Source organism: Synergistaceae bacterium, assembly GCA_012728235.1.
Classification (GTDB): Bacteria; Synergistota; Synergistia; order Synergistales; family Synergistaceae; genus JAAYFL01.
Window position 1 is genome coordinate 89,873 of sequence record JAAYFL010000055.1, and the last position, 19,297, is coordinate 109,169.

The 19,297-nt window shown below is 36.8% G+C and carries 19 protein-coding genes and 1 tRNA gene; 3 read left to right on the forward strand and 17 right to left on the reverse strand.

Annotation, left to right across the window (positions count from 1 at the left end; genetic code table 11):
- Positions 1 to 22 precede the first annotated feature (22 nt).
- The 3 genes from GXZ13_04510 (at position 23) to GXZ13_04520 (ending at position 691) form a co-directional block, all read left to right on the forward strand.
- Positions 23 to 169, forward strand: coding sequence for a hypothetical protein (locus GXZ13_04510; protein ID NLX75091.1), 147 nt, complete (start codon positions 23 to 25; stop codon positions 167 to 169).
- 120 nt (positions 170 to 289) lie between these two features.
- Positions 290 to 547, forward strand: coding sequence for a hypothetical protein (locus GXZ13_04515; protein ID NLX75092.1), 258 nt, complete (start codon positions 290 to 292; stop codon positions 545 to 547).
- A gap of 69 nt (positions 548 to 616) precedes the next feature.
- A tRNA-Ala gene (locus tag GXZ13_04520) sits at positions 617 to 691 on the forward strand.
- An 81-nt stretch (positions 692 to 772) separates the two neighbouring features.
- Here the strand turns inward: GXZ13_04520 and GXZ13_04525 are convergent.
- The 17 genes from GXZ13_04525 to GXZ13_04605 all read right to left on the reverse strand — a co-directional run bounded on the left by GXZ13_04525 (position 773) and on the right by GXZ13_04605 (position 19,294).
- Entirely contained in the window at positions 773 to 1,123 is a 351-nt protein-coding gene (locus GXZ13_04525; protein NLX75093.1) for a hypothetical protein, read from the reverse strand.
- Between the two features lie 40 nt (positions 1,124 to 1,163).
- Complete coding sequence (locus tag GXZ13_04530; protein NLX75094.1) at positions 1,164 to 1,976, reverse strand: MogA/MoaB family molybdenum cofactor biosynthesis protein; 813 nt, start codon at positions 1,974 to 1,976, stop codon at positions 1,164 to 1,166.
- Positions 1,977 to 1,978: 2 nt separating this feature from the next.
- Positions 1,979 to 2,461 (reverse strand): cyclic pyranopterin monophosphate synthase MoaC, encoded by a 483-nt coding sequence (gene moaC, locus GXZ13_04535; protein NLX75095.1) that lies wholly within the window; start codon positions 2,459 to 2,461, stop codon positions 1,979 to 1,981.
- A 3-nt stretch (positions 2,462 to 2,464) separates the two neighbouring features.
- Entirely contained in the window at positions 2,465 to 3,439 is a 975-nt protein-coding gene (gene moaA / locus GXZ13_04540) for a GTP 3',8-cyclase MoaA (protein ID NLX75096.1), read from the reverse strand.
- Positions 3,424 to 5,343 (reverse strand): molybdopterin biosynthesis protein, encoded by a 1,920-nt coding sequence (locus GXZ13_04545; protein ID NLX75097.1) that lies wholly within the window; start codon positions 5,341 to 5,343, stop codon positions 3,424 to 3,426. The genes moaA and GXZ13_04545 overlap by 16 nt, the downstream gene beginning before the upstream one ends.
- On the reverse strand, positions 5,337 to 6,572 hold the full coding sequence (locus tag GXZ13_04550) for a molybdopterin molybdotransferase MoeA (GenBank protein ID NLX75098.1): 1,236 nt from the start codon (positions 6,570 to 6,572) through the stop codon (positions 5,337 to 5,339). Before GXZ13_04550 ends, GXZ13_04545 begins: the two co-directional genes overlap by 7 nt.
- 31 nt (positions 6,573 to 6,603) lie before the next feature.
- Complete coding sequence (locus GXZ13_04555; GenBank protein NLX75099.1) at positions 6,604 to 7,269, reverse strand: hypothetical protein; 666 nt, start codon at positions 7,267 to 7,269, stop codon at positions 6,604 to 6,606.
- Between the two features lie 23 nt (positions 7,270 to 7,292).
- The gene (locus GXZ13_04560; GenBank protein NLX75100.1) at positions 7,293 to 8,732 is read right to left on the reverse strand and encodes a radical SAM protein; all 1,440 of its coding nucleotides are present in this window, start codon (positions 8,730 to 8,732) and stop codon (positions 7,293 to 7,295) included.
- An 88-nt stretch (positions 8,733 to 8,820) separates the two neighbouring features.
- On the reverse strand, positions 8,821 to 10,194 hold the full coding sequence (gene ftsZ, locus GXZ13_04565) for a cell division protein FtsZ (GenBank protein NLX75101.1): 1,374 nt from the start codon (positions 10,192 to 10,194) through the stop codon (positions 8,821 to 8,823).
- A gap of 29 nt (positions 10,195 to 10,223) precedes the next feature.
- A complete protein-coding gene (gene ftsA, locus GXZ13_04570; protein NLX75102.1) occupies positions 10,224 to 11,588 on the reverse strand; it encodes a cell division protein FtsA in 1,365 nt (454 codons plus the stop codon).
- A 38-nt stretch (positions 11,589 to 11,626) separates the two neighbouring features.
- The gene (locus GXZ13_04575; GenBank protein NLX75103.1) at positions 11,627 to 12,448 is read right to left on the reverse strand and encodes a hypothetical protein; all 822 of its coding nucleotides are present in this window, start codon (positions 12,446 to 12,448) and stop codon (positions 11,627 to 11,629) included.
- On the reverse strand, positions 12,405 to 13,298 hold the full coding sequence (gene murB / locus GXZ13_04580) for a UDP-N-acetylmuramate dehydrogenase (protein NLX75104.1): 894 nt from the start codon (positions 13,296 to 13,298) through the stop codon (positions 12,405 to 12,407). Before murB ends, GXZ13_04575 begins: the two co-directional genes overlap by 44 nt.
- Positions 13,282 to 14,670 (reverse strand): UDP-N-acetylmuramate--L-alanine ligase, encoded by a 1,389-nt coding sequence (murC, locus tag GXZ13_04585; protein NLX75105.1) that lies wholly within the window; start codon positions 14,668 to 14,670, stop codon positions 13,282 to 13,284. Before murC ends, murB begins: the two co-directional genes overlap by 17 nt.
- Before the next feature lie 19 nt (positions 14,671 to 14,689).
- Positions 14,690 to 15,805, reverse strand: a complete 1,116-nt coding sequence (locus tag GXZ13_04590; GenBank protein NLX75106.1) for a UDP-N-acetylglucosamine--N-acetylmuramyl-(pentapeptide) pyrophosphoryl-undecaprenol N-acetylglucosamine transferase — start codon at positions 15,803 to 15,805, stop codon at positions 14,690 to 14,692.
- Entirely contained in the window at positions 15,802 to 16,839 is a 1,038-nt protein-coding gene (locus tag GXZ13_04595) for a cell division protein FtsW (protein ID NLX75107.1), read from the reverse strand. Before GXZ13_04595 ends, GXZ13_04590 begins: the two co-directional genes overlap by 4 nt.
- Positions 16,840 to 16,936: 97 nt before the next feature.
- Entirely contained in the window at positions 16,937 to 18,310 is a 1,374-nt protein-coding gene (murD, locus tag GXZ13_04600) for a UDP-N-acetylmuramoyl-L-alanine--D-glutamate ligase (GenBank protein ID NLX75108.1), read from the reverse strand.
- A gap of 21 nt (positions 18,311 to 18,331) precedes the next feature.
- Positions 18,332 to 19,294 carry a phospho-N-acetylmuramoyl-pentapeptide-transferase gene (locus tag GXZ13_04605; GenBank protein NLX75109.1) on the reverse strand — a complete coding sequence of 321 codons (963 nt, stop codon included), beginning with the start codon at positions 19,292 to 19,294 and terminating at the stop codon, positions 18,332 to 18,334.
- Positions 19,295 to 19,297: the final 3 nt, after the last annotated feature.

The following is a 19,297-nucleotide window of genomic DNA, read 5'->3' on the forward strand; positions in this document are numbered from 1 at the left end:
ATATACAAAGGAGGGGATGTATATGCTTTGCTGTACAATCTGTGGCAGGGTGCTTAAGGAGTGTTGTGATCTTTTTCATGAGGCAATAACAGAAGATGGAGAAACTGTCGTCGTTTGTAATGATTGTGCGATAGAAAATGATTTAGACTTTGAGCCTGAAACGGAATAAATATAAAACATAAATTTAAGGACATTTTAATTTCTGCCGATTCCTCTTTAATATAACAAAAAATAAACAAGGCTATCTATGTTTTTACAATTAAATCAATACAAAAAAGGAGATGGAAAGATGAACTGTTTACAAATCATGGCAATAAGAGTTGAGCAAAGAGAATCAACTGCCATTGAGGTACAAAAAACTTTAACGGAATACGGATGTGCTATTTCTGTCAGATTGGGATTACACAATAATGTACTTGACAAGTGTTCTCCTAAAGGACTATTAATACTTCAATTGTGTTCTGAATTAAAAGTATCAAAAGAATTAGAACACAAGTTAAATCTAATTGATGGAGTAAAAGCAAAGCTAGTGGATCTCTCTGAGTAAATAAGCTAGAATGACTTTTTAAAGTTGACAAGCGAATAGTAAGTGATAAACTACCACAGTAGTTTTAATGGGGATGTAGCTCAGCGGGAGAGCACTTCCCTCGCACGGAAGGGGTCGTCGGTTCAAATCCGATCATCTCCACCATTTTTACTTACCAATAGAATCGAACACAAGGGGCAACAACGGAAAATTGATCTCGTTGTTGCCCCTTGTGTCGTTATTATTTTAACCTACAAGGCTAATAGCTTTTAATATGTTTTCGTAATCTGCTTTTAAAGATAATAGTGCTTCGGTTGTATTGACGGGCTCACATGGACGCAAAAGATCTGTAATTGTCCGCAAGTTATTATAAAAACTGTAGAAATGTAGTGTCCCAACTATTCTTTTTAGTATTTTTGCATGTTCATATGCACTTTTATAATCATTATTGTTAATATATATTTGCATCTTTTCAAAGTTTTTATCTTCTGGAAATTCTTTGATACTTTTAATATAAAAATCTATATCGTTTTTAAATTTACGCTCAACCTCTTCGACATCTATACCATATTTTTTTAGGTTATTTAAATCTACCATCCTTATCCTTCCTTCTTTCAAATTGCTTTAAATTAATTAATTAGTCCCTATTTGAACAGTTCACAACTAGGCCAGCTAAAATCTCTACAGAATGTCTTATTCCGCTAGAAATTGCATTAAAACACTCAGTTGCACCTTTTTCGCTTCCGGGCAAAGCTATTATTAGAGTTTTATCTCTTACGACAGCCAAACCGCGTGTCAAGAAAGAGTGCTTTGAATAACGTGATGTTTTCATACGCATCATTTCTCCAAAACCAGGAACTGTTTTATCAGCGAGTTGTATTAGTGCTTCAGGTGTATTATCTCTCGCGGATATGCCAGTACCTCCGGTTGTGAGTATTAGATTATACCCCTTGTCACACCAACGCTTTACTCTTTCAACAATATCTTCTATGTCATCAGGCACTAAATCTCGCTCCATGACGATTCCTCCCTGTGACAAAACAAGTTCTTCGAGTTTTGGTGCAGAAGTATCTATCCTTTCTCCTCGATACCCCTTATCACTTATTGTTAATAAAGCCACACATAATGGTAGCCATACCGTGAATTTAGTTGACACACTCAAAAAACCAGGTATTTTCACTTTTAATAGTTCGCTTTTTTTGTCCCATCTAAGAAGCGTGCCATATTCTTTGAAAATAAGAAAATCTCCGTCTTTGAGTTCTGTTTCACGTGAGACAATTATAATTAATGAATCCTTCTTATCTTTATCCTTTAATTTTTCTCCTGCATAAACTAATTTTATTTTTAGAGGCGTTCCATTAACGAAACTCTCTCCATTTATATTCTTATGTACATAACATAATGTATGATCTCCAATAAGTGAAGGTGCATAAAGCCTTAATATTCTCATATCTAATATCCCTCAGCAGTCCATTCTCCGCTTCTTCCACCGCTTTTTTGAGTTAGACGGATGTCTTTTATTATCATTCCCTTGTCATGAGCCTTACATATATCATAAAAACAGAGAGCTGCAGTTGATACTCCGGTCAGAGCTTCCATTTCTACTCCAGTACTTTCATTGGCTTTAACTTCACATACAATGTGCAATGCTTTTTTCTCTGCATTTAAACTGCACTTAACATTTATTTTATCAAGCTTAATTGCATGGCAAAGCGGTATAATAGACGGTGTATTTTTAGCACCTATTATCCCAGCAATTTCTGAGATTGAAAAAGGATCTCCTTTCTTTACAGAACCGGAAAATACTGCAGTATAAACTGAATCTGGTAAAATAATCCATCCTTCAGCAGTAGCACTGCGTAATGTTTTTACTTTGCCACTTATATCCACTAACGTTGGGTGTCCCTGTTTATCGAAGTGAGTGTATTCAGACATTTTCTAACCTCCTATAGCGGACATATTACTGTCCCCTTTTTTTATATCTTTCCAGCATTTAGGCTTAGATTCCATATGATTTAATATTGCGATTTTTAATGCATCGCGGTCATTATTAGCAATGAGCTCTCTTAACGGCAAATCTTGGTCCGAAAAAAGACATTTTTTTAAGTAACCAGCAGACGTAACTCTCAATCTATTGCAACTGTTGCAAAAATGATCTGACACAGCAGCGATTATACCCACTTTTTGTCCTGTATCTGTATTTTTGTAATACTTGGCAGGACCATCAAATAGTGAGATTCCTTCAATTCTTTCCCATTCTCCATGCTTTTTTAATATAGAAAATATTTCTTTCGCTGATATGAATCCTTGTTTAGTCCAAAGTTTGTCATTAAGGGGCATCAACTCGATAAATCTTAGTAAAACACCCTCTTTTTTTGAGAAGTTTATTAGATCTAATACTTCGTTATCGTTGAAACCCTTTATCAATACAGTATTTAATTTTATATTTTCGATCCCTTGCCTTAAACTCTCTCTTATTCCGTCTAATACAAGGTTTAGACCATCTACTTTAGTTAAACTAATAAACTTTTGAGAGTCTAGAGTATCAAGGCTAATGTTTAAAGAATTTATCCTAGACTTTATTAATTGCTCCAAGTATTTTGTTAAAAGAAGGCCATTGGTTGTAAGAGCCATCTCCATGTCTGGAAATAGCTGTCTGGTCTGCATTAAAAACAAACCCATCCCTTTTCTTACCAAAGGTTCGCCCCCGGTAAAGCGAATTTTTTTTACTCCAAGCTCTTTAAACACATTACACAATTGTAATATTTCTTCATATCTTAGAATATCTTCGTGAGCAGATAATTTTACTCCTTCCGGAGGCATACAATAAGTACAACGTAAATTACATCTATCTGTTACTGATATGCGAGCATATGTTATATAACGCCCATAACTATCTATTGTTCCGGCCATCTATAACCACCCATTTTTTCTACTTTTTTGCGCCATTCTTTATCCTCTAAACTTTTAAGAAGTGCAATTATACCAATGTGATTGAGGTACTTCTCAGGGATAACAAGCTCATACGGTTCTTCTGCCAACGGTATAAAATCGAGTTTTAATGCATCTGCCACAGCTTTGATTCCCAAGGTAGCATCTGCTAATCCGGAAAAGACCCTATTTGCTGCTTCCATATGTGTTGTACAGTGTTGGTCATATCCTTTTACCTCTGAAGGGTTTTTATGATGTTTTTTTAAATAATGGTCAAATAAAACTCTTGTTCCCGCTCCTGGTTGTCTATTTGAAAATACGAGGTCCTTATTAAAAAGATCTTCTATAGTCAAGATGTTCTTAGGATTCCCCGCTTGAACTATAATCCCCTGTGTTCTATAAAATACAAGTATTCTCTTCCACTTTTTGCCATTTGAAAAACGCCTTATAAAAATATCATTGTATGTACCGTCCGCCTCATTTAATAAATGAGCCGCAGCTAAGTGACATTCATCGCGACCAAGTGAGGCCAAGCCCCCCATACTTCCAACAGCTCTTGAAACAAATTCTCCGCCTCTTTCGTTTATAGGCGTTGCAAGAAGCTGGATTGCAGGATCGTCTGATCCTTGAAAGAGTATCCTTTTTTCTAAATCTACACTTCTAGTTAACCAAACTGAAATATCTGAACCTTTTTCATATTCCAATGCAGAGGAAGGAAGCAAGGCAATCCCGTCAGCATCTGCTAAAGAAGATAAAACACTGGCTCCTGACGTCAATACCCAGGCATAAACAATATTTTCCACAACTGCGAGTTTTACTCTCAACCATTCTTCTATTCCCGATTGAGATGAATAAGGAACAAGGAGTTTCGCATCTAGCGTTTCGTTTGAGCCTATTGCAATTTTGAATAACTGTTGCAAGTCAACACCTTGTGAGTAAAAATTGTTAAGTAGAGGAAAGACCAGCGACCAAAGAACCACTGCCGTTGACATTGGGAATCCCGGTAAACATATTACGGGTTTGTTTGATATTTTTGCTGCAATAGCAGGTCGTCCTGGTTTCATTCTGAGCCAGCGGAATAAGATTTCTCCCAAATTATCAAAAACTTCAAATGTATAATCTTTATTGCCCTTTGCAGAACCAGCACCTATTAATATAAGATCATAATCATTAACTAAGTCCATTATTTTATTTTGAAGAGTTTCTATGTCATCAGGTATTATCGAAGACACATCTATTTCATGTCCCCACTTTTTAAATGTTGCCTTTACAAATAATGAGTTACTTTCAACGACTGTTCCTAATCTAGGGGTTTTACTGCTTAGCCAATCTTTCGTTGAAACGATTTCGTTGCCTGTCGGAACAAAAATGATTTTTGGTTTTTTATATATAGTAATTTCTTCTATCCCCGCACATATGAAGAGAGATATAAGTGCGGGCGTAACAACATCATTTTTTCTAGCTATAATTTGACCAGCAATAACATCTTCGCCAAGAGGGCGCACGTTGGTTGAAGGTGTAAGTGCTTTGTAGACGAGTAAATCTTCTACTACTAAAGAGGAATCCTCAACCATTAGAACGGAATCTGCCCACAAAGGGATATTAGATCCTGTGTTAACCCAAAAATATTGATTTTTTTGCAGTTTTATAGGGGTTGCCCGGGTGGCACCTGTTGTTGACGATGAAATTAATGCATATCCGTCCATAGCTGAAGCAGGATAGTGAGGTACATTTCTTTTAGCCAGAACATCAGATGCAAGGGTTTGTCCTAAGGACATCTCAATTTCAACTTCACAAATTTCTGACTTGCCTAGTTTTTTGAAGTTTTCTTTTAATATTAAGTAGGCTTCTCTAATCGAAACATGTTCAGGATATTTTTTTACCATAACCATACCTCAACATAATCCCCCATACGGAGCGTTTCTCTATTTTCCGGTATTCTTATAAAACCATTTGAATCTGCAAGAATTGAAATATACCCCGATTTTCCGAGAAGAGGGATAACTTTCCCCATTTCATCAATTTTACAAGGTATGAATTCCTCCACACCACTTGTAGCAACAAGATCTTTAGAAAGCTGGAGATTTAACCTGTGTCCATATGTCTCTTTCTCTGCTCCAATCAACTTAAGCAATAGAGGCAAAACAACAACATATGCCACTGTTATACAGGAAAGAGGATGACCTGGCAAACTAATTACTAGTTTTTTATTTTTTAAAGAACCTCCTATTAGAGTGGGCTTACCAGGGGCAATATTGATTCCCCTAGTAATGAGCCCAGGATAGTCTAGAGAATTTAACACTTCAAAGGAATAATCTCTAATTCCGACAGATGAACCACCACTTAAAATTAATATATCGCAATTACTTAACTCTTCTTTTACCCTTCTATGTAGCTCTTCAAGTTTGTCAGATACTATCCCTTTATATTTAGCATCAAAACCATGCTGCTTTAAGATAGACACAATAGAATAGCTGTTCACATCTCTTATTTTCCCTTCTGGGAGGGGGCACGTCTTAACAGGAACCACTTCATCACCTGTACTCAATACAGTTATTGATAAGTTAAAAACTGAAATACTATTTATTCCGAGAGTTGCCATAATACCTATAGTAGAAGAGTTTATCAATTCTCCTCTTCCAAGCACTTTTTCACCTGAAGTAATATCCTCTCCTGCAACTATTATGTTATCTCCTGATTGAACACCTTTTCTTATCTCAACATATCCACTAATTTCTGACGTATTTTCTAACATAACGACCGTATCAGAACCTGCAGGCAATATACCACCGGTTGGGATAGGCGCTGCTTCCCCCATTCCGACCTCAAAAGATGGTGAATTTCCCATCTCAACTTCTTCTATTTTCTTCAAAAAGGATGGGGTGGCAGAAGTAGCAGAAAGCACATCTCTGCTTTGGACGGCAAAACCATCTCGTAAACTTCTGCTTTTAGATGGATATGAAGAGTCAGAATAAATAGAATTTGCTATTCGTTCCCCGGTTGAATCATTCAATTCCAGCGTTTTTATGTTGTCAAGCCACGGAAATTTAAGAGCTTCTGAAACGCGAAGTATGGTTTCTAGACGAGGAATAACTTTTTTTACAAAACCTGACATCTGTAATAACCTTTCAGCGATTGTTTCTCATTTATTTTATTGAAACGAGATATGTTGGATATCCCACGGCTTGTAATTTTGCTGCCAATTTTGAAGCGTTCTCTTTAGTCTCATGACCCATAACCCTTACTCTATAAAATGGTTGGCCGTCTTTTACAGAATCAACTATATAAACAGTATGTCCCTCTGTTTTAGCTTTATTATGAAGGGCTAAAGCACTTGCTTTAACTTTAAAACCACCTATTTGTACATCCCATCGCGGTTTTGTTTGACTGGTCACCTGACCAGTTCGCACCGGTGCTTTTATTTCCTGTTTTGGAGAGATTTTAGGTTGCGGCTTGGCTTTAGATTTAACAGGCGTTTTTTGAGGTTGCTCGATTTTTTTTATCTCTACCTGTTGCTCTGGCACCAAAGGAACATCCTCTCTAATAGAATCTTTATCTTCAATGTACTCGTTTTCTGTTCCTGTATCTACTGAAATTAAAGGATCGTCTGTATTTTTTTGTTCAATCGGTTCAAAAATTTGATTTTGAGTTGACTTCCCACTCAAATAAACGTCATTAGGATCCATAAAAAACAATTTCACACTAATAAAGAAAAGCGCAAATAACATAACTACTGCAAGCGGCAATATCAATTGGCCGAATGTTCTAATTGATTTTATTTCTTTGTGTTTTCTCGTTTTTCTTGAAACCATTTATATCTACTCCTTAAAAATGTCTACCAAAGAAGCGAAAGCTCTTCCATTGTATATTCTCTTGAAGATTTTTTTTCAAAAGGAACATTTTTCTCTATGGAATTAGACAGATTAACACTGTCTTTATAGCTAAACCAAGTTAAATTATATTCTTCAACTGCTTCTTTTGGACTTGTTAATCTCAGTTGAGGTGTTTTTTTGGTAATTTTTCTTAATTCACCAGATATCATTTTATATTTTTTTCTTATAGCGGAAGTTTCTATAAAAGGGTCATTCTCCCATAGAGTGCCTGGCTTCGGGACAAAAGGACCAACAGAAACAATTAATTTTTGACCGGTTTGCTCTATTATACTACGGCAAAGATCCGCAATAGCGGTAATATCTTCGTCAGACTCTCCGGGCAAGCCAATCATAAAATATAGTTTAACCTGAGTAATCCCGTTAGATGCGGCCATGCTTAACTTCTCAATGATAGAGTTATTAGTAAATTTTTTACCGCATGAAAAACGCAATAAATCTCGTCCTGTTTCTGGGGCAATGGTTATGCTGTGCCTATTGCCTTGTGCCAATGCCAGAACCATTTTCTCCGTAAGCCCGTCAATTCGTAGAGAGGCAAAGGAAATCCCTTTTTCTTTATACAGTAAATAATCCAACAGTTTGTTTAAATCAGGATAATCACTTGCTTCTGGGGTGACAAGCCCAATTTGATCGACATCTATTTTTGAAAGGACTTCGTCAAGCTGTTTTTTTATAACTTCAAAACTTCTAAATCGCATCTTTCCAAATGACCCTGGAAGGGTGCAATACTTACAACTTCGGGCACATCCTCTTTGCAACTCTACTAACAATGTCTTTCCAAATACGCTTTTTGGCGTAGTCCAAGTACTGCACATTGGATAATCCTCATTAACGGGCAATACTTTATTTAGGACTCTTTTTTTTATAACCTTGCCATTTTGAATATGAATAGGCGGTACAAGCAGAGAATCACACTCACCAAGTTCTTCCCATAACTGTTCTCGATCAAAGTGAGAAATATAACGCCTAAAACAAGCTGTCAAAAAATCAAGAATATCCAACCCATCTCCCAAAACTATAAAATCGCAAACTCCAGATAAAAGAAGTGGGTTTATATATGTAATTGCTCCTCCAGCCCCTATTACTGGGAAGCTTCTATTTTTCCTGTCTTGGCAAGAGAGAGGGATCCCCGCCGTTTTTAACCAATTAAAATACGAAACTACACCCAGCTCATATGAAACTCCAGCAGTTATAATAGGAAATCTCTCAAGCAAAGTATCGCTGTCAACAGAGCGAAATGGTGTTGGATATTCAAAAAATCTTTCTACTGCTACCCCTTTTTCACGAAGCATTCGAAAAACAAAATGCATACCCAAATTAGAAGATCCTATTGAATAATCAGCGGGATAAAACAATGCCCAAGGGAGATCTCCGCCTTTGGGCAATTCTGTTGTAAATATTTCTTCTCTTCTATATTCTTCCCAGCTTTGCCAGGCAGTTACCTTTTTATTTTTTTGGTGGTCTCCAAAAAATTTACTCAGAGTGATTCTTCTTTCTTAAGAGGGAAGGTGCATCGAAAGAATTCTCTAGCGTTCCGCTGAGATTAAACAAGTCATCTTCTGCTGAAGCCTGAATAGGCTGTGGTTTTGTTATTTCTTTCCCCTTTATTTCGCTCTCTTCCTCAGGAACCTCAAGCTTTACATTTTGATTAGTAACATCTTGATACAACCCCAATTGCTTGTTATTAGAACCTACTCTTGCAGTTTGTTGTGCATCATGAGCCTTTGTAACATCTATGCCCGTATTTATTTTACTTGCTGAATATAAATTCAAATTCTTCACAGCTGATACGTCTAGGTTCTTTCTTGCTTCAGAAATAACGGAATGAGCAGGGCTTCTTTTCGTACTTTGAACATTTGAAGAAATCTGCTGTGTTTCGTCAAAACCTGCAGCGATAACTGTTATTTGTATTGAATCATCCATATCAGGATCAAAAACATGCCCCCAAATAATAAAAGCTTCTTCGTCTGCTGCTTCAGTTATTATCCTTGTTGCTACATCTATTTCATGTATTCCAACATTAGCTCCACCAGTTATATTAAACAAGATTCCTTTTGCCCCTGATATTTTCGTGTCCATTAGAGGATTATTTATTGCATTGTATGCTGCCGTCGCAGCTCGCTTTTCTCCATATCCCTCTCCTATGCCCATTATTGCAGATCCGGCATTAGACATAATTGTCTTTACATCTGCGAAGTCAACGTTAACCAGCCCAGGGCGTAATATTAAATCAGTTACACCTTGCACAGCTTGGTGTAAAACTCCATCAGCAAGCTTAAAGGCATCATTTATTGTCGTTTTGTTATCTGTTCTTGAAAGTAATTTGTCATTAGGAATAACTATGAGTGCATCTACATTGCCTTTTAATTCTTTTACCCCGTTACTGGCCTGCAAAACACGGCGTTTCCCCTCAAAGGTAAAAGGCAACGTAACTACAGCGACTACAAGAGCTCCAGATTCTTTGGCTATAGATGCTATTACTGGAGCGGCTCCGGTTCCTGTTCCTCCACCCATCCCTGCGGCAATAAACACCATATCTGCACCTTCAACCGAAGCGCGAATCTCTTCCCGTGACTCTAAAGCTGATTTACAACCAATTTCAGGATCCGAACCTGCGCCCAGCCCCTTTGTTAGCTCTTTCCCTAGTATCATCTGAGTTGAAGCTTCAGAAAGCTCTAAATGAGCCATATCTGTGTTGGCTGCGATGAACTCAACCCCTAGCACACCACCTCTTATGATGTGATTTAAGGCGTTATTGCCTGCTCCTCCAACCCCTATTACTTTTATAACTTCTCTTGTTAGTGTGCTTGATTTATCTAGCTGAAATATTTCGGATACTTCATTCATTAAATTTTCCCCTTCCTAAAAATCAGAAATTAAAATAGCTCACTAAACATCTTTTTAATTCCTTGAATTAGATCGAATAAATCTCCTTCTCTTTTATCCCCCAAAGGTTTTTTATTGTTCCTAATTTTAATTAATGGTTCGGGGACCAAGGTTCTTCCGTCCATATTTTCAGGTATATTTTTTATTGAAAGTGAATTATCCAAATATTTAAATGGATCTCTTTCCCTTTCCAGAATGTATCTTATTATTCCGGCAGCTGAAGAGTACTCTTGAGTGTTGCGTCCAGGTGGCATGCGAGTTTCATCAACGGGAAGAGAAACTCTTGTAGGCAAGTCCATTAAATCTAATAAAAACCCATCTATACCCTCTGTTTTAGAAACACCCCCTGTTAAAATAATTCCAGCAGGGAGCATCGCTACATCGGCACATTTTATCTCTGGTCTCACTAAAATATCAAATAACTCTTCCAATCTACATTTTATAATTTCGTATAAATCAATTTTAGCAACAGAATAATCTCTATCGTTAGAAACGAAATCTACAGTCTCTTCATTATCTTCTGGAGGGGCTAATATGGATATCTCTTTTTTTATTTCTTCAGCTTTGTTCAATGGTAGCTTCAAAACACTTCCAACATCATTAGAAATATGATCCCCACCAATGGAAACAACCCCAAGATGTTTCGGACGGCCGTTTGAATACACAGCCACAGAAGTGGTTCCACCACCTATATCTATGACAACGGCACCAGCTAAAGACTCCTCCGGAGATAGTACTCCCAAGGCTGATGAAAGTGGCTTTAACACTAAACCAATTACATCAAGTCCTGCTTTATAAACACAATTCATTATATTTTGTATCGTTGAAGAGGGGACTATTACAGATTGAAGCTGTATATCAAGCCGCATCGCAGTCATCCCTAAAGGATCATCTATCCCTGCATTGCCATCAAGCGAATATTCAACAGGAATAGTGTGGAGTATACTTTGATTGGCAGGCACAGCTACATCTGCTTGCGCCGCTTCAATTACTCTTTCTATGTCTAGGCTCATAACCGGCCTTGCAACTCTCCCTAGAGAAACCATTCCTTTTGAACGGATATTTGTTACTTCACCGCCACCAAAAGAAACAGTCACCTCTTTTATTTCTTGACCGACCATATTTTGTGCATCACTTACTGCTTGTTTTACAGAACGAACAGCTTGATCTAGGTTTACAATCATGCCTTTTCTAATTCCGCTTGAAGGAGCTTGTCCAACCCCTATTATCTGAGCTCCATCGCCATTTATATCTCTTTCTGCGACAACTACTGTTATCTTACTTGTACCTAAATCAAGTCCAACAATAAGCTCGGGCTCAGTCTCTCCGATATAGCGCGAGGCTTTTCTGAACATGCACATAGCCCCCTCTTTCTATATTATATTTATTCTATTTATTGTACCTTATTTTGTATTAAAATTTTACCTTTGTAAGTTGTATCTATAAAAATATTATTAGGTATTTCATTCATGTTTGGGTATATTTTTTTAATTGCCAGAAGCGGCTCATTCCAATCCTTAGGGTCATCTAAAAATAATATACTCAATCCCTTTGATTTTTGCTCATTAAAAAACAATTCAACAACTTGAGTATCGCCTTTGACTTTAGCTTGTATGAAATTTACAGAATCCAACAAACCGTGTTCCCTAATGTTGCTATACCACTCTTCTATCCTATCTATAGGTAAGTTTGTATCCATAACATTACCCTTTTTATTGGACAAATCAACCGGCAACTTTCTGTCACTGCTCCAAGATAATATTGGGAGATCGTTTATATCACTCTTAATAATTTTTTTATTTTCTTCTAGTGTTGTTAGCCAAACTCTACTGTCTTCAGAAACATACCAATACTTCCCACCCCAATACATTCTAAATAGGGGTTTTAATGGAGAACACTTAGCTCTGAATTTCCCCCATCCTTCCAGAAAAATATTCAGTTTTATTGGGAAATAATTACATATATGTTCTTGGTGTTTATGACTCCTCATCCAATATAAAGGCCATATTTTCTCTTCCAGAGAACTTAAGCTCCCCCACACAACACCTTCTGACAAAAGGCCTTGTGGCTCTATCGTTATATTATATACTCTAAATATAGCATAACGAGACTCTGCGGCCGCTAACGCACCGGAGAAGAGTGCAAAACATATCAAAAATATTTTTATTCTCTTAATAGATCTTCTTCTGAAAGTCGCCAAAGAATTGGATTTCATATTCCAGATTAACTCCATACTTCGCGTATACTCTGCTTCTGCATAATTCGCTCAAATTAAATATGTCTGAAGAAGAGGCTCTTCCAGTATTCTCTATAAAATTGGCATGAGAAGAAGACACTATTGCATCTCCACAACGCAAACCCTTGCAACCTGAATTTTCAAGCAAGCTTCCTGCAAAATGTCCTTCCGGATTTTTAAAAACACATCCCGCAGTTTTTTTACCTAGAGGTTGTCCTTTTTTGGAATATGAATACTCTTTTATTTTTTTAAATATTGTATCTTTAGATACCTCTTTTAATAGAAAAGAACACTTTGTTATCATAAACGTACTGTTGTTAAACGGGTTTTTTCTATATTGCCAATTAAGGTCTTCAGCACTCCAAACACGAATACTCCCATCTTTTTCTATAGTTTCTATTTCTGATACCACGTTTTTTAATCCTTCATTTCCAGCGCCTGCATTACCCCACAAGGCTCCTCCTACCGTTCCTGGAATACCAGTAAAAAACTCTAACCCTGTCAAGTTTTTATTAATAGCAAAAGTTAGTAGGTCTTTTGTAGTGAAACCACTTTCTACACTCACTCTAATTTTTTTTTCAAAATTATCGTCATTTACTGCTATATTACTAAGCGAAGATGTATGAAATACTGTCGCATCAAGAAGACCTTCAACAATAAGAACATTTGAGCCTCCTCCAAGCACATATATATCTTTTTTGTCATTTTTTGCACAGAGATATTCTTTAGCAGCTTCTTTAATTGTGCTAGGAACAAGCAATTTTGCACAAAATCCACCTACTTGCCAAGTATTAAGACTTCTTAAATTAAAATTATTTGAGAGCGTCATTTTTACCTGTTGCACTAAGTAAGTTTTTATATATATATTTCCCTAGGCTCCCTACACTTCCGGCCCCTATAGTTAAAATAAGGTCTCCTTGGCGTGCGTCCTTACATACAGACTGTACAAGCTCATCAAAGTTCCCTGATAATTCATAATGTGCTTTATTATCATCTGTTGCCGCATCAAATATTAACTTAGAGGTAATTCCTTTTATAGGAAGTTCATCTGAAGAGTAAACTGGCAATATAAAAGCTTTATCAGCTAAAGAAAGGACATCTGCAAATTCTTTATATAGTGCAGCCGTGCGACTAAATCTATGCGGCTGAAATATGGCAACTAATCTACGATCTGGATAAATTTCACGCACTGTATGTAGTGTCGCACGAATTTCACTTGGATGGTGTCCATAATCATCATATATTAAAATATTTCCTATTTCTCCTGTCTTTTGAAGCCTGCGTTTTGCACCGCTAAAATTGACAAGAGCGGATTTAACATCTTCTATTGCTATTCCCATCTCGTGAGAGGCCGCACATGCAGCCAATGAATTAAGGACATTATGCTCACCTGATACTGCTAAAGACAAACGCTCTATTTTTTTGCCTTTATAATTCAAGGTATATGATACTCCTCCACCTAATCTATGCTGTACTTCAGTTGCACCCCAATCCCCCCCGGTGCCCCAACCATATGTAATGATATCCTTTTTATCAAATTTATATTCTGATAACAAATTAGCTATTCCTGAATCTTCCATACACAAAATCATTTTTCCATTTTCTTTTCTATTCAAAAGGAACTCATAGAATGCATCTGTTACTGATTTAAAGGTGATATAATAATCTCTGTGGTCCCAATCAATATTTGTTACCACAGCAATCTCTGGATGAAAATAAGTAAAGGAACGATCACTTTCATCAAGCTCTGCCACCATATAGTCGCTCTTTCCAAGTTTCGCATTGGTGCCTATGTCTGCGAGTTCCCCCCCGATTGCAATTGTGGAGTCAACTCCTGCACTCTCAGCTATCATAGAAATCATAGAAGATGTAGTTGTCTTCCCATGTGTGCCACCTATTCCGACTCCTTTGCGCGCATTAAAAATTAAACTTAGAACTTCGGCCCTGCACGCCACAGTAATTTCCTGTTGCCAAGCTTTAAGGATTTCAGGGTGATCTATAGGAATTGCACTAGAATAAACCAATATATCAGGTTGGTATTCGTCTATATGATTTAAATTGTGTTCCATTGAAATTGATATTTTTCTATCTATAAGTCGTTTCATATAGCTTGTTTGGATAATATCACAACCTGAAACTATGGCTCCTATTTGATCCAATAGGATGGCCAGCCCACTCATTCCAGCCCCACCAATTCCCATTAAATGTATTCTTTTTGATTTAAGATTTATGTTCCTGTCCAGAACCAAAGAAAGCACTCCTTTCAATCTTAAGAGAAAGTGCAAGCCAAAAACTTTCACAAGTCCTATTTGCACTATTATATAACCTTATATTATTCTTTACTGACGGGTCTTGATATATTTTATAAACTTTAGCAAGCTTGTTTTCAAAATCTGTTAGATTCCTTTTTTCATCCCAAATGACAGCGGCATTCTCAGCTGTAAAAATACTTGCATTACTGAACTGGTGATCATCTGATGCTTCTCTCCAAGGTACAACAACAGACGGTATCCCTAATGAACCTAACTCTGCAAGAGTTGAAGCTCCTCCACGTGCCACTGCTATATCAGCAAGTGAATACAATAATGACGCATCCCAAACGTGAGGAAGTAAAAAAACATTGTTTTGTATTTTTTCCGGCTTATCAGACACTCCGGGTAAGACAAAAATCCATTTTTTGTATTTTTCTTTTTTTGCCATCTTTGAAATTTTGTCTTTTATAGATACACTGCCTAAGGAACCAGTTAACCCAACAACTATAATCCCTTTTGGCAATCTTTCAAGAAAACCTAATTTCTTCCAAGCATCTTTCCTGTCATACTTCTTGAAGGTTCTAACAGGGACTCCTATCGGTGTAAAAGTCCCGTTTTTTAAAGGATTGCATTCCTCCCAACCAGTAAATATATCAATTTTCATAATTCTCGCAACCCTTGTGCTCTTACCTGCATAAGCATTTTGTTCATGTATAACAATAGGAATTTTATTGAATTTACAAAGCAACATAAATGGAACAGAAATATAGCCTGCAAAAAGTATACAGATAACCGGATCCAATTCCCGTAAAATTCGCTGCGCTCTAAAAAAACTTATAAAAAACGTTAAAAAACGATGGATTTTTTGTGATATATTTGCACCCGAGAAGGGAGAGCCCTCTATCGGCAAAACTCGTGGCTCAATATTGACAGATTTATATATCTCATGCTCTATCAGTCTCGCACCACAAACATAATTTACATTAAATTCCTTTTTATTAGTCTCTATCCAGCTCCCAAAAGATATGGCAGGCCATATATGTCCTCCGGTGCCTCCAGCCACAAGCAAAATATTCTTTTTCATAGAGGGGCAACCTCCAAACTACTCTCTCTCTCAAGTCTCATTAAAATACCCACTCTTGCCCACATGGTTAATAATGATGTTCCACCATAGCTAACAAAGGGAAGGGGCATACCTGTCATTGGTGAAAATTTTGTTACACCTGCAATATTTATAAAAAGAGGTAATATAACTGTAAGGGCTATCCCCCACGTTAACGATGCATTAAATTCTGAGTGCACCTTGTAATATATTCTTCGTACTCGAGAAATCCAAAAGGCAAATAATCCTAAAACACCTAAAGTGCCAATAAGACCAAGTTCTTCTCCTATTGCCGCGTAAATAAAATCAGTATACGCAGCAGGTAAGTAGTTTAACTTTTGATATCCATGTCCTAAGCCCGAACCCCAGAATCCACCATTTGCAAAAGCTATTAGCCCTTGAATCGCTTGAAATCCTGTTTTTAATGGATCAGCCCATGGATCAATAAAAGCTAACACCCGGCGCATTCTATATACCTTACCGAAAACAAGACTAGGGACTGCTACACCCGCAATCACACCCCCAGCAAAAATGGGGTATTTCCAACCCACTCTTTCTACATACATGCCCATACAAATCAAAAATAAAAGCATAGCACTCCCAAAATCAGGTTGAAAGAGAAGTGGTAAAACGGCAAAAAACATTAATATACAGGTTGAGATGAAAGCCTTTAATGGGTCTTTGCTTGTTCGAGTTTGTATTTTAGCTAAATGTAAAGCCATTGCGAGACATAATAACTCACCGGGCTGAAAAGAAATCCCCATACCCGGAATTTGTATCCACCTACGTGCTCCACCCACAGCTGTAGCTGTACCAAAAAAAAGAGGCACCCATGACATTATCCATGTCGTTATTAAAATAAATCCACTAGTCTTATACCAAAATTTTAGAGGAAACAAATATACTATCAACATGGATATAACTGCTAAAAAAAACCACTGTAATTGTTTCATTCCCATTTGAAAAGGAGTGCCTGTAGAAGCAAAAGATGTGGTACTAGTTGTAGAAGTAATCATAAGAATTCCAATCCCTGTCAAAATAAAAGGAATGACCCATAAAAAAGGAGTTACTCTGAAATTATCCGATATGTTTTGGGATCTCACATCTTCCACTTTAACTTTCTTCTCTTTCTATAATTTTTTTAACTTGTTCACAAAAATCTTTTCCCCTAGCTTTATAATCCGCATACATATCCCAACTTGTACAAGCCGGAGAAAGAAGAACAATATCACCAGATGTGGCTTTTGAGTATGCAACTTCTACTGCTTCTTGCATTGTGTTTACTACAGAATATGCTTTAAATCCAACTCCATCCAAAGCTCCAGCAATATTTTCTTTCTCCGAGCCAATCAAAACAGCATATTTTGTATAGCTCGTAACAGCTTCTGCCAGTGGAATGTAGGATTCACCCTTTCCCTGTCCTCCTAATATGACGACTTTAGTCCCGTTTAATGCAGTTAACGCTGTGATAGTTGCGGCAACATTAGTTCCTTTGGAATCATCTACAAAAGTAATTGAATTTACTTCTCCGACATAAGAACAACGATGTTGTGGTGGAGTATAAAGCGAGATAACCTTTTCGGGAACTGCTATGTTATATAACTCAAGCAAAGACAGGGCCATAGCTAAGTTCGTCAAATTATGTGCGCCAAGCAATTTTATATTTCCAAATTCAAATAATCTTCTTAACCTATTCCTTTTTAAGTCGCACAACCAAGCAGCACGTTCCTCATTGTCTAAAAAGATACCAGTAATATTTTTTTCTTTAACATCCCATGAGAGAGGAATACAATCCAACCCATCTTTTATATTCAATATCTTCATATCATCACTTTGGCAAATAAGAACACCTGATTTATCTATATAATTTATTAATTTAGCTTTCGATGCGATATAATTCTCATATGATCCGTGCCAATCTATATGATCGGGAGCTATATTGGTAATAATAGCGGAATCACAATGAAATTTTTTTGACCAATGCAACTGAAAACTGCTGAGTTCTATTACAATAAAGCTATATTCATTCTCAGCAATCTCAGCAATAGGCTTGCCGATATTGCCGCATGTAGCTACATTGTGCCCCATTTTTTCTAAAAAATAACCTAACATAGAAACCACTGTTGTTTTGCCATTACTTCCTGTTACAGCTAGAATCTTCCCCGACAAAAATGGGTAAACAAAATCGATCTCTCCTGTAATTATTATTCCTAGACGACTTGCTATTTTGAGCATTTCATTCTGCGGCGAAATTCCGGAACTAACCACTATCTCACTATAACTTAACAACTTATCTGTGTTTCCATTTTCTTCCCAAGTAATTCCCTGTGAAATAAATAACTCTTTTTGCTCCATTTTTATCTCACTTGAATCAGAAACGAATACTTTTGCCCCACATTTTTTTGCCAGGACAGCCAATGCAGCACCACTTACACCGGCTCCAATTATTGCTATGTTTTTATCCTTTAAACAATCCTTTTTAATCATTAACCTATACCTCTATGCCGTCTAAAGTAAGGATATTAGATAATCTAGAGCAAAGAAACAAGCTAACATCCCTATTATATGTATTATCCAAAACCGTATGACAATCTGCGTTTCCTTCCACCCCAGCAATTCAAAATGATGATGAATTGGGCTCATTAAAAATATTTTTTTATTGAAACATCTGATGGATATTATTTGAATCGCAACAGACAATATTTCTGTTCCAAACAGGAAACCGAAAGGAATTATAACTATAAAAACTCCAGAACAAAGCGATAGAGAAAAAAGGAGGCCTGCTAAAAAATGTGAGCCAACATCCCCCATAAAAACCTCTGCCGGATTAAAGTTTTGCCAAAGGAATCCCAACAAAATTCCAAAAGTTGTGATTAGAATCCACAATAATACGGGGTCATTACCAAAAAAACCTATTGCACCGGCCAAAGAAAGCAACATACATCCCGTAGCTAATCCGTCAAGTCCATCTGTAACATTAACCGCATTTTGAAACCCTACTCCAACAAATGTCACAAGCAATACTGAAGGTATAGTTGGTAAAACGCGACCAGGCAACAATTCAAGCCCATCAGGCAACACCCATATGACCCAAGGAAGGGTAACTGTTATTTGTAATATTAGTTTTTGTATACTTCTTAACCCATCACTTGAGTGTTTAACGTATTTTATCCAATCATCAATAAACCCAACTGAAGCGGACAAAACAGTATAAATCGCTATTTTATAAGTTATATTGTTCGGCTCTATAGCTTTAATAAAATACAAACATGCAATTGATATTAAGAATATAGGTATAAACACTAAGCCACCCATAGTGGGTGTTCCCAGCTTAGTCTTTTCGTGCCAAGAGGGTCCATATAATTTAACTTGCTGTTTTATTTTGAGGTGATTCATCTTTGATATCCATATTTTTTGAAAAATAATCTCCGCCAAGAAACAGGAAAGAAATAATAATAAAAACATCAACATACC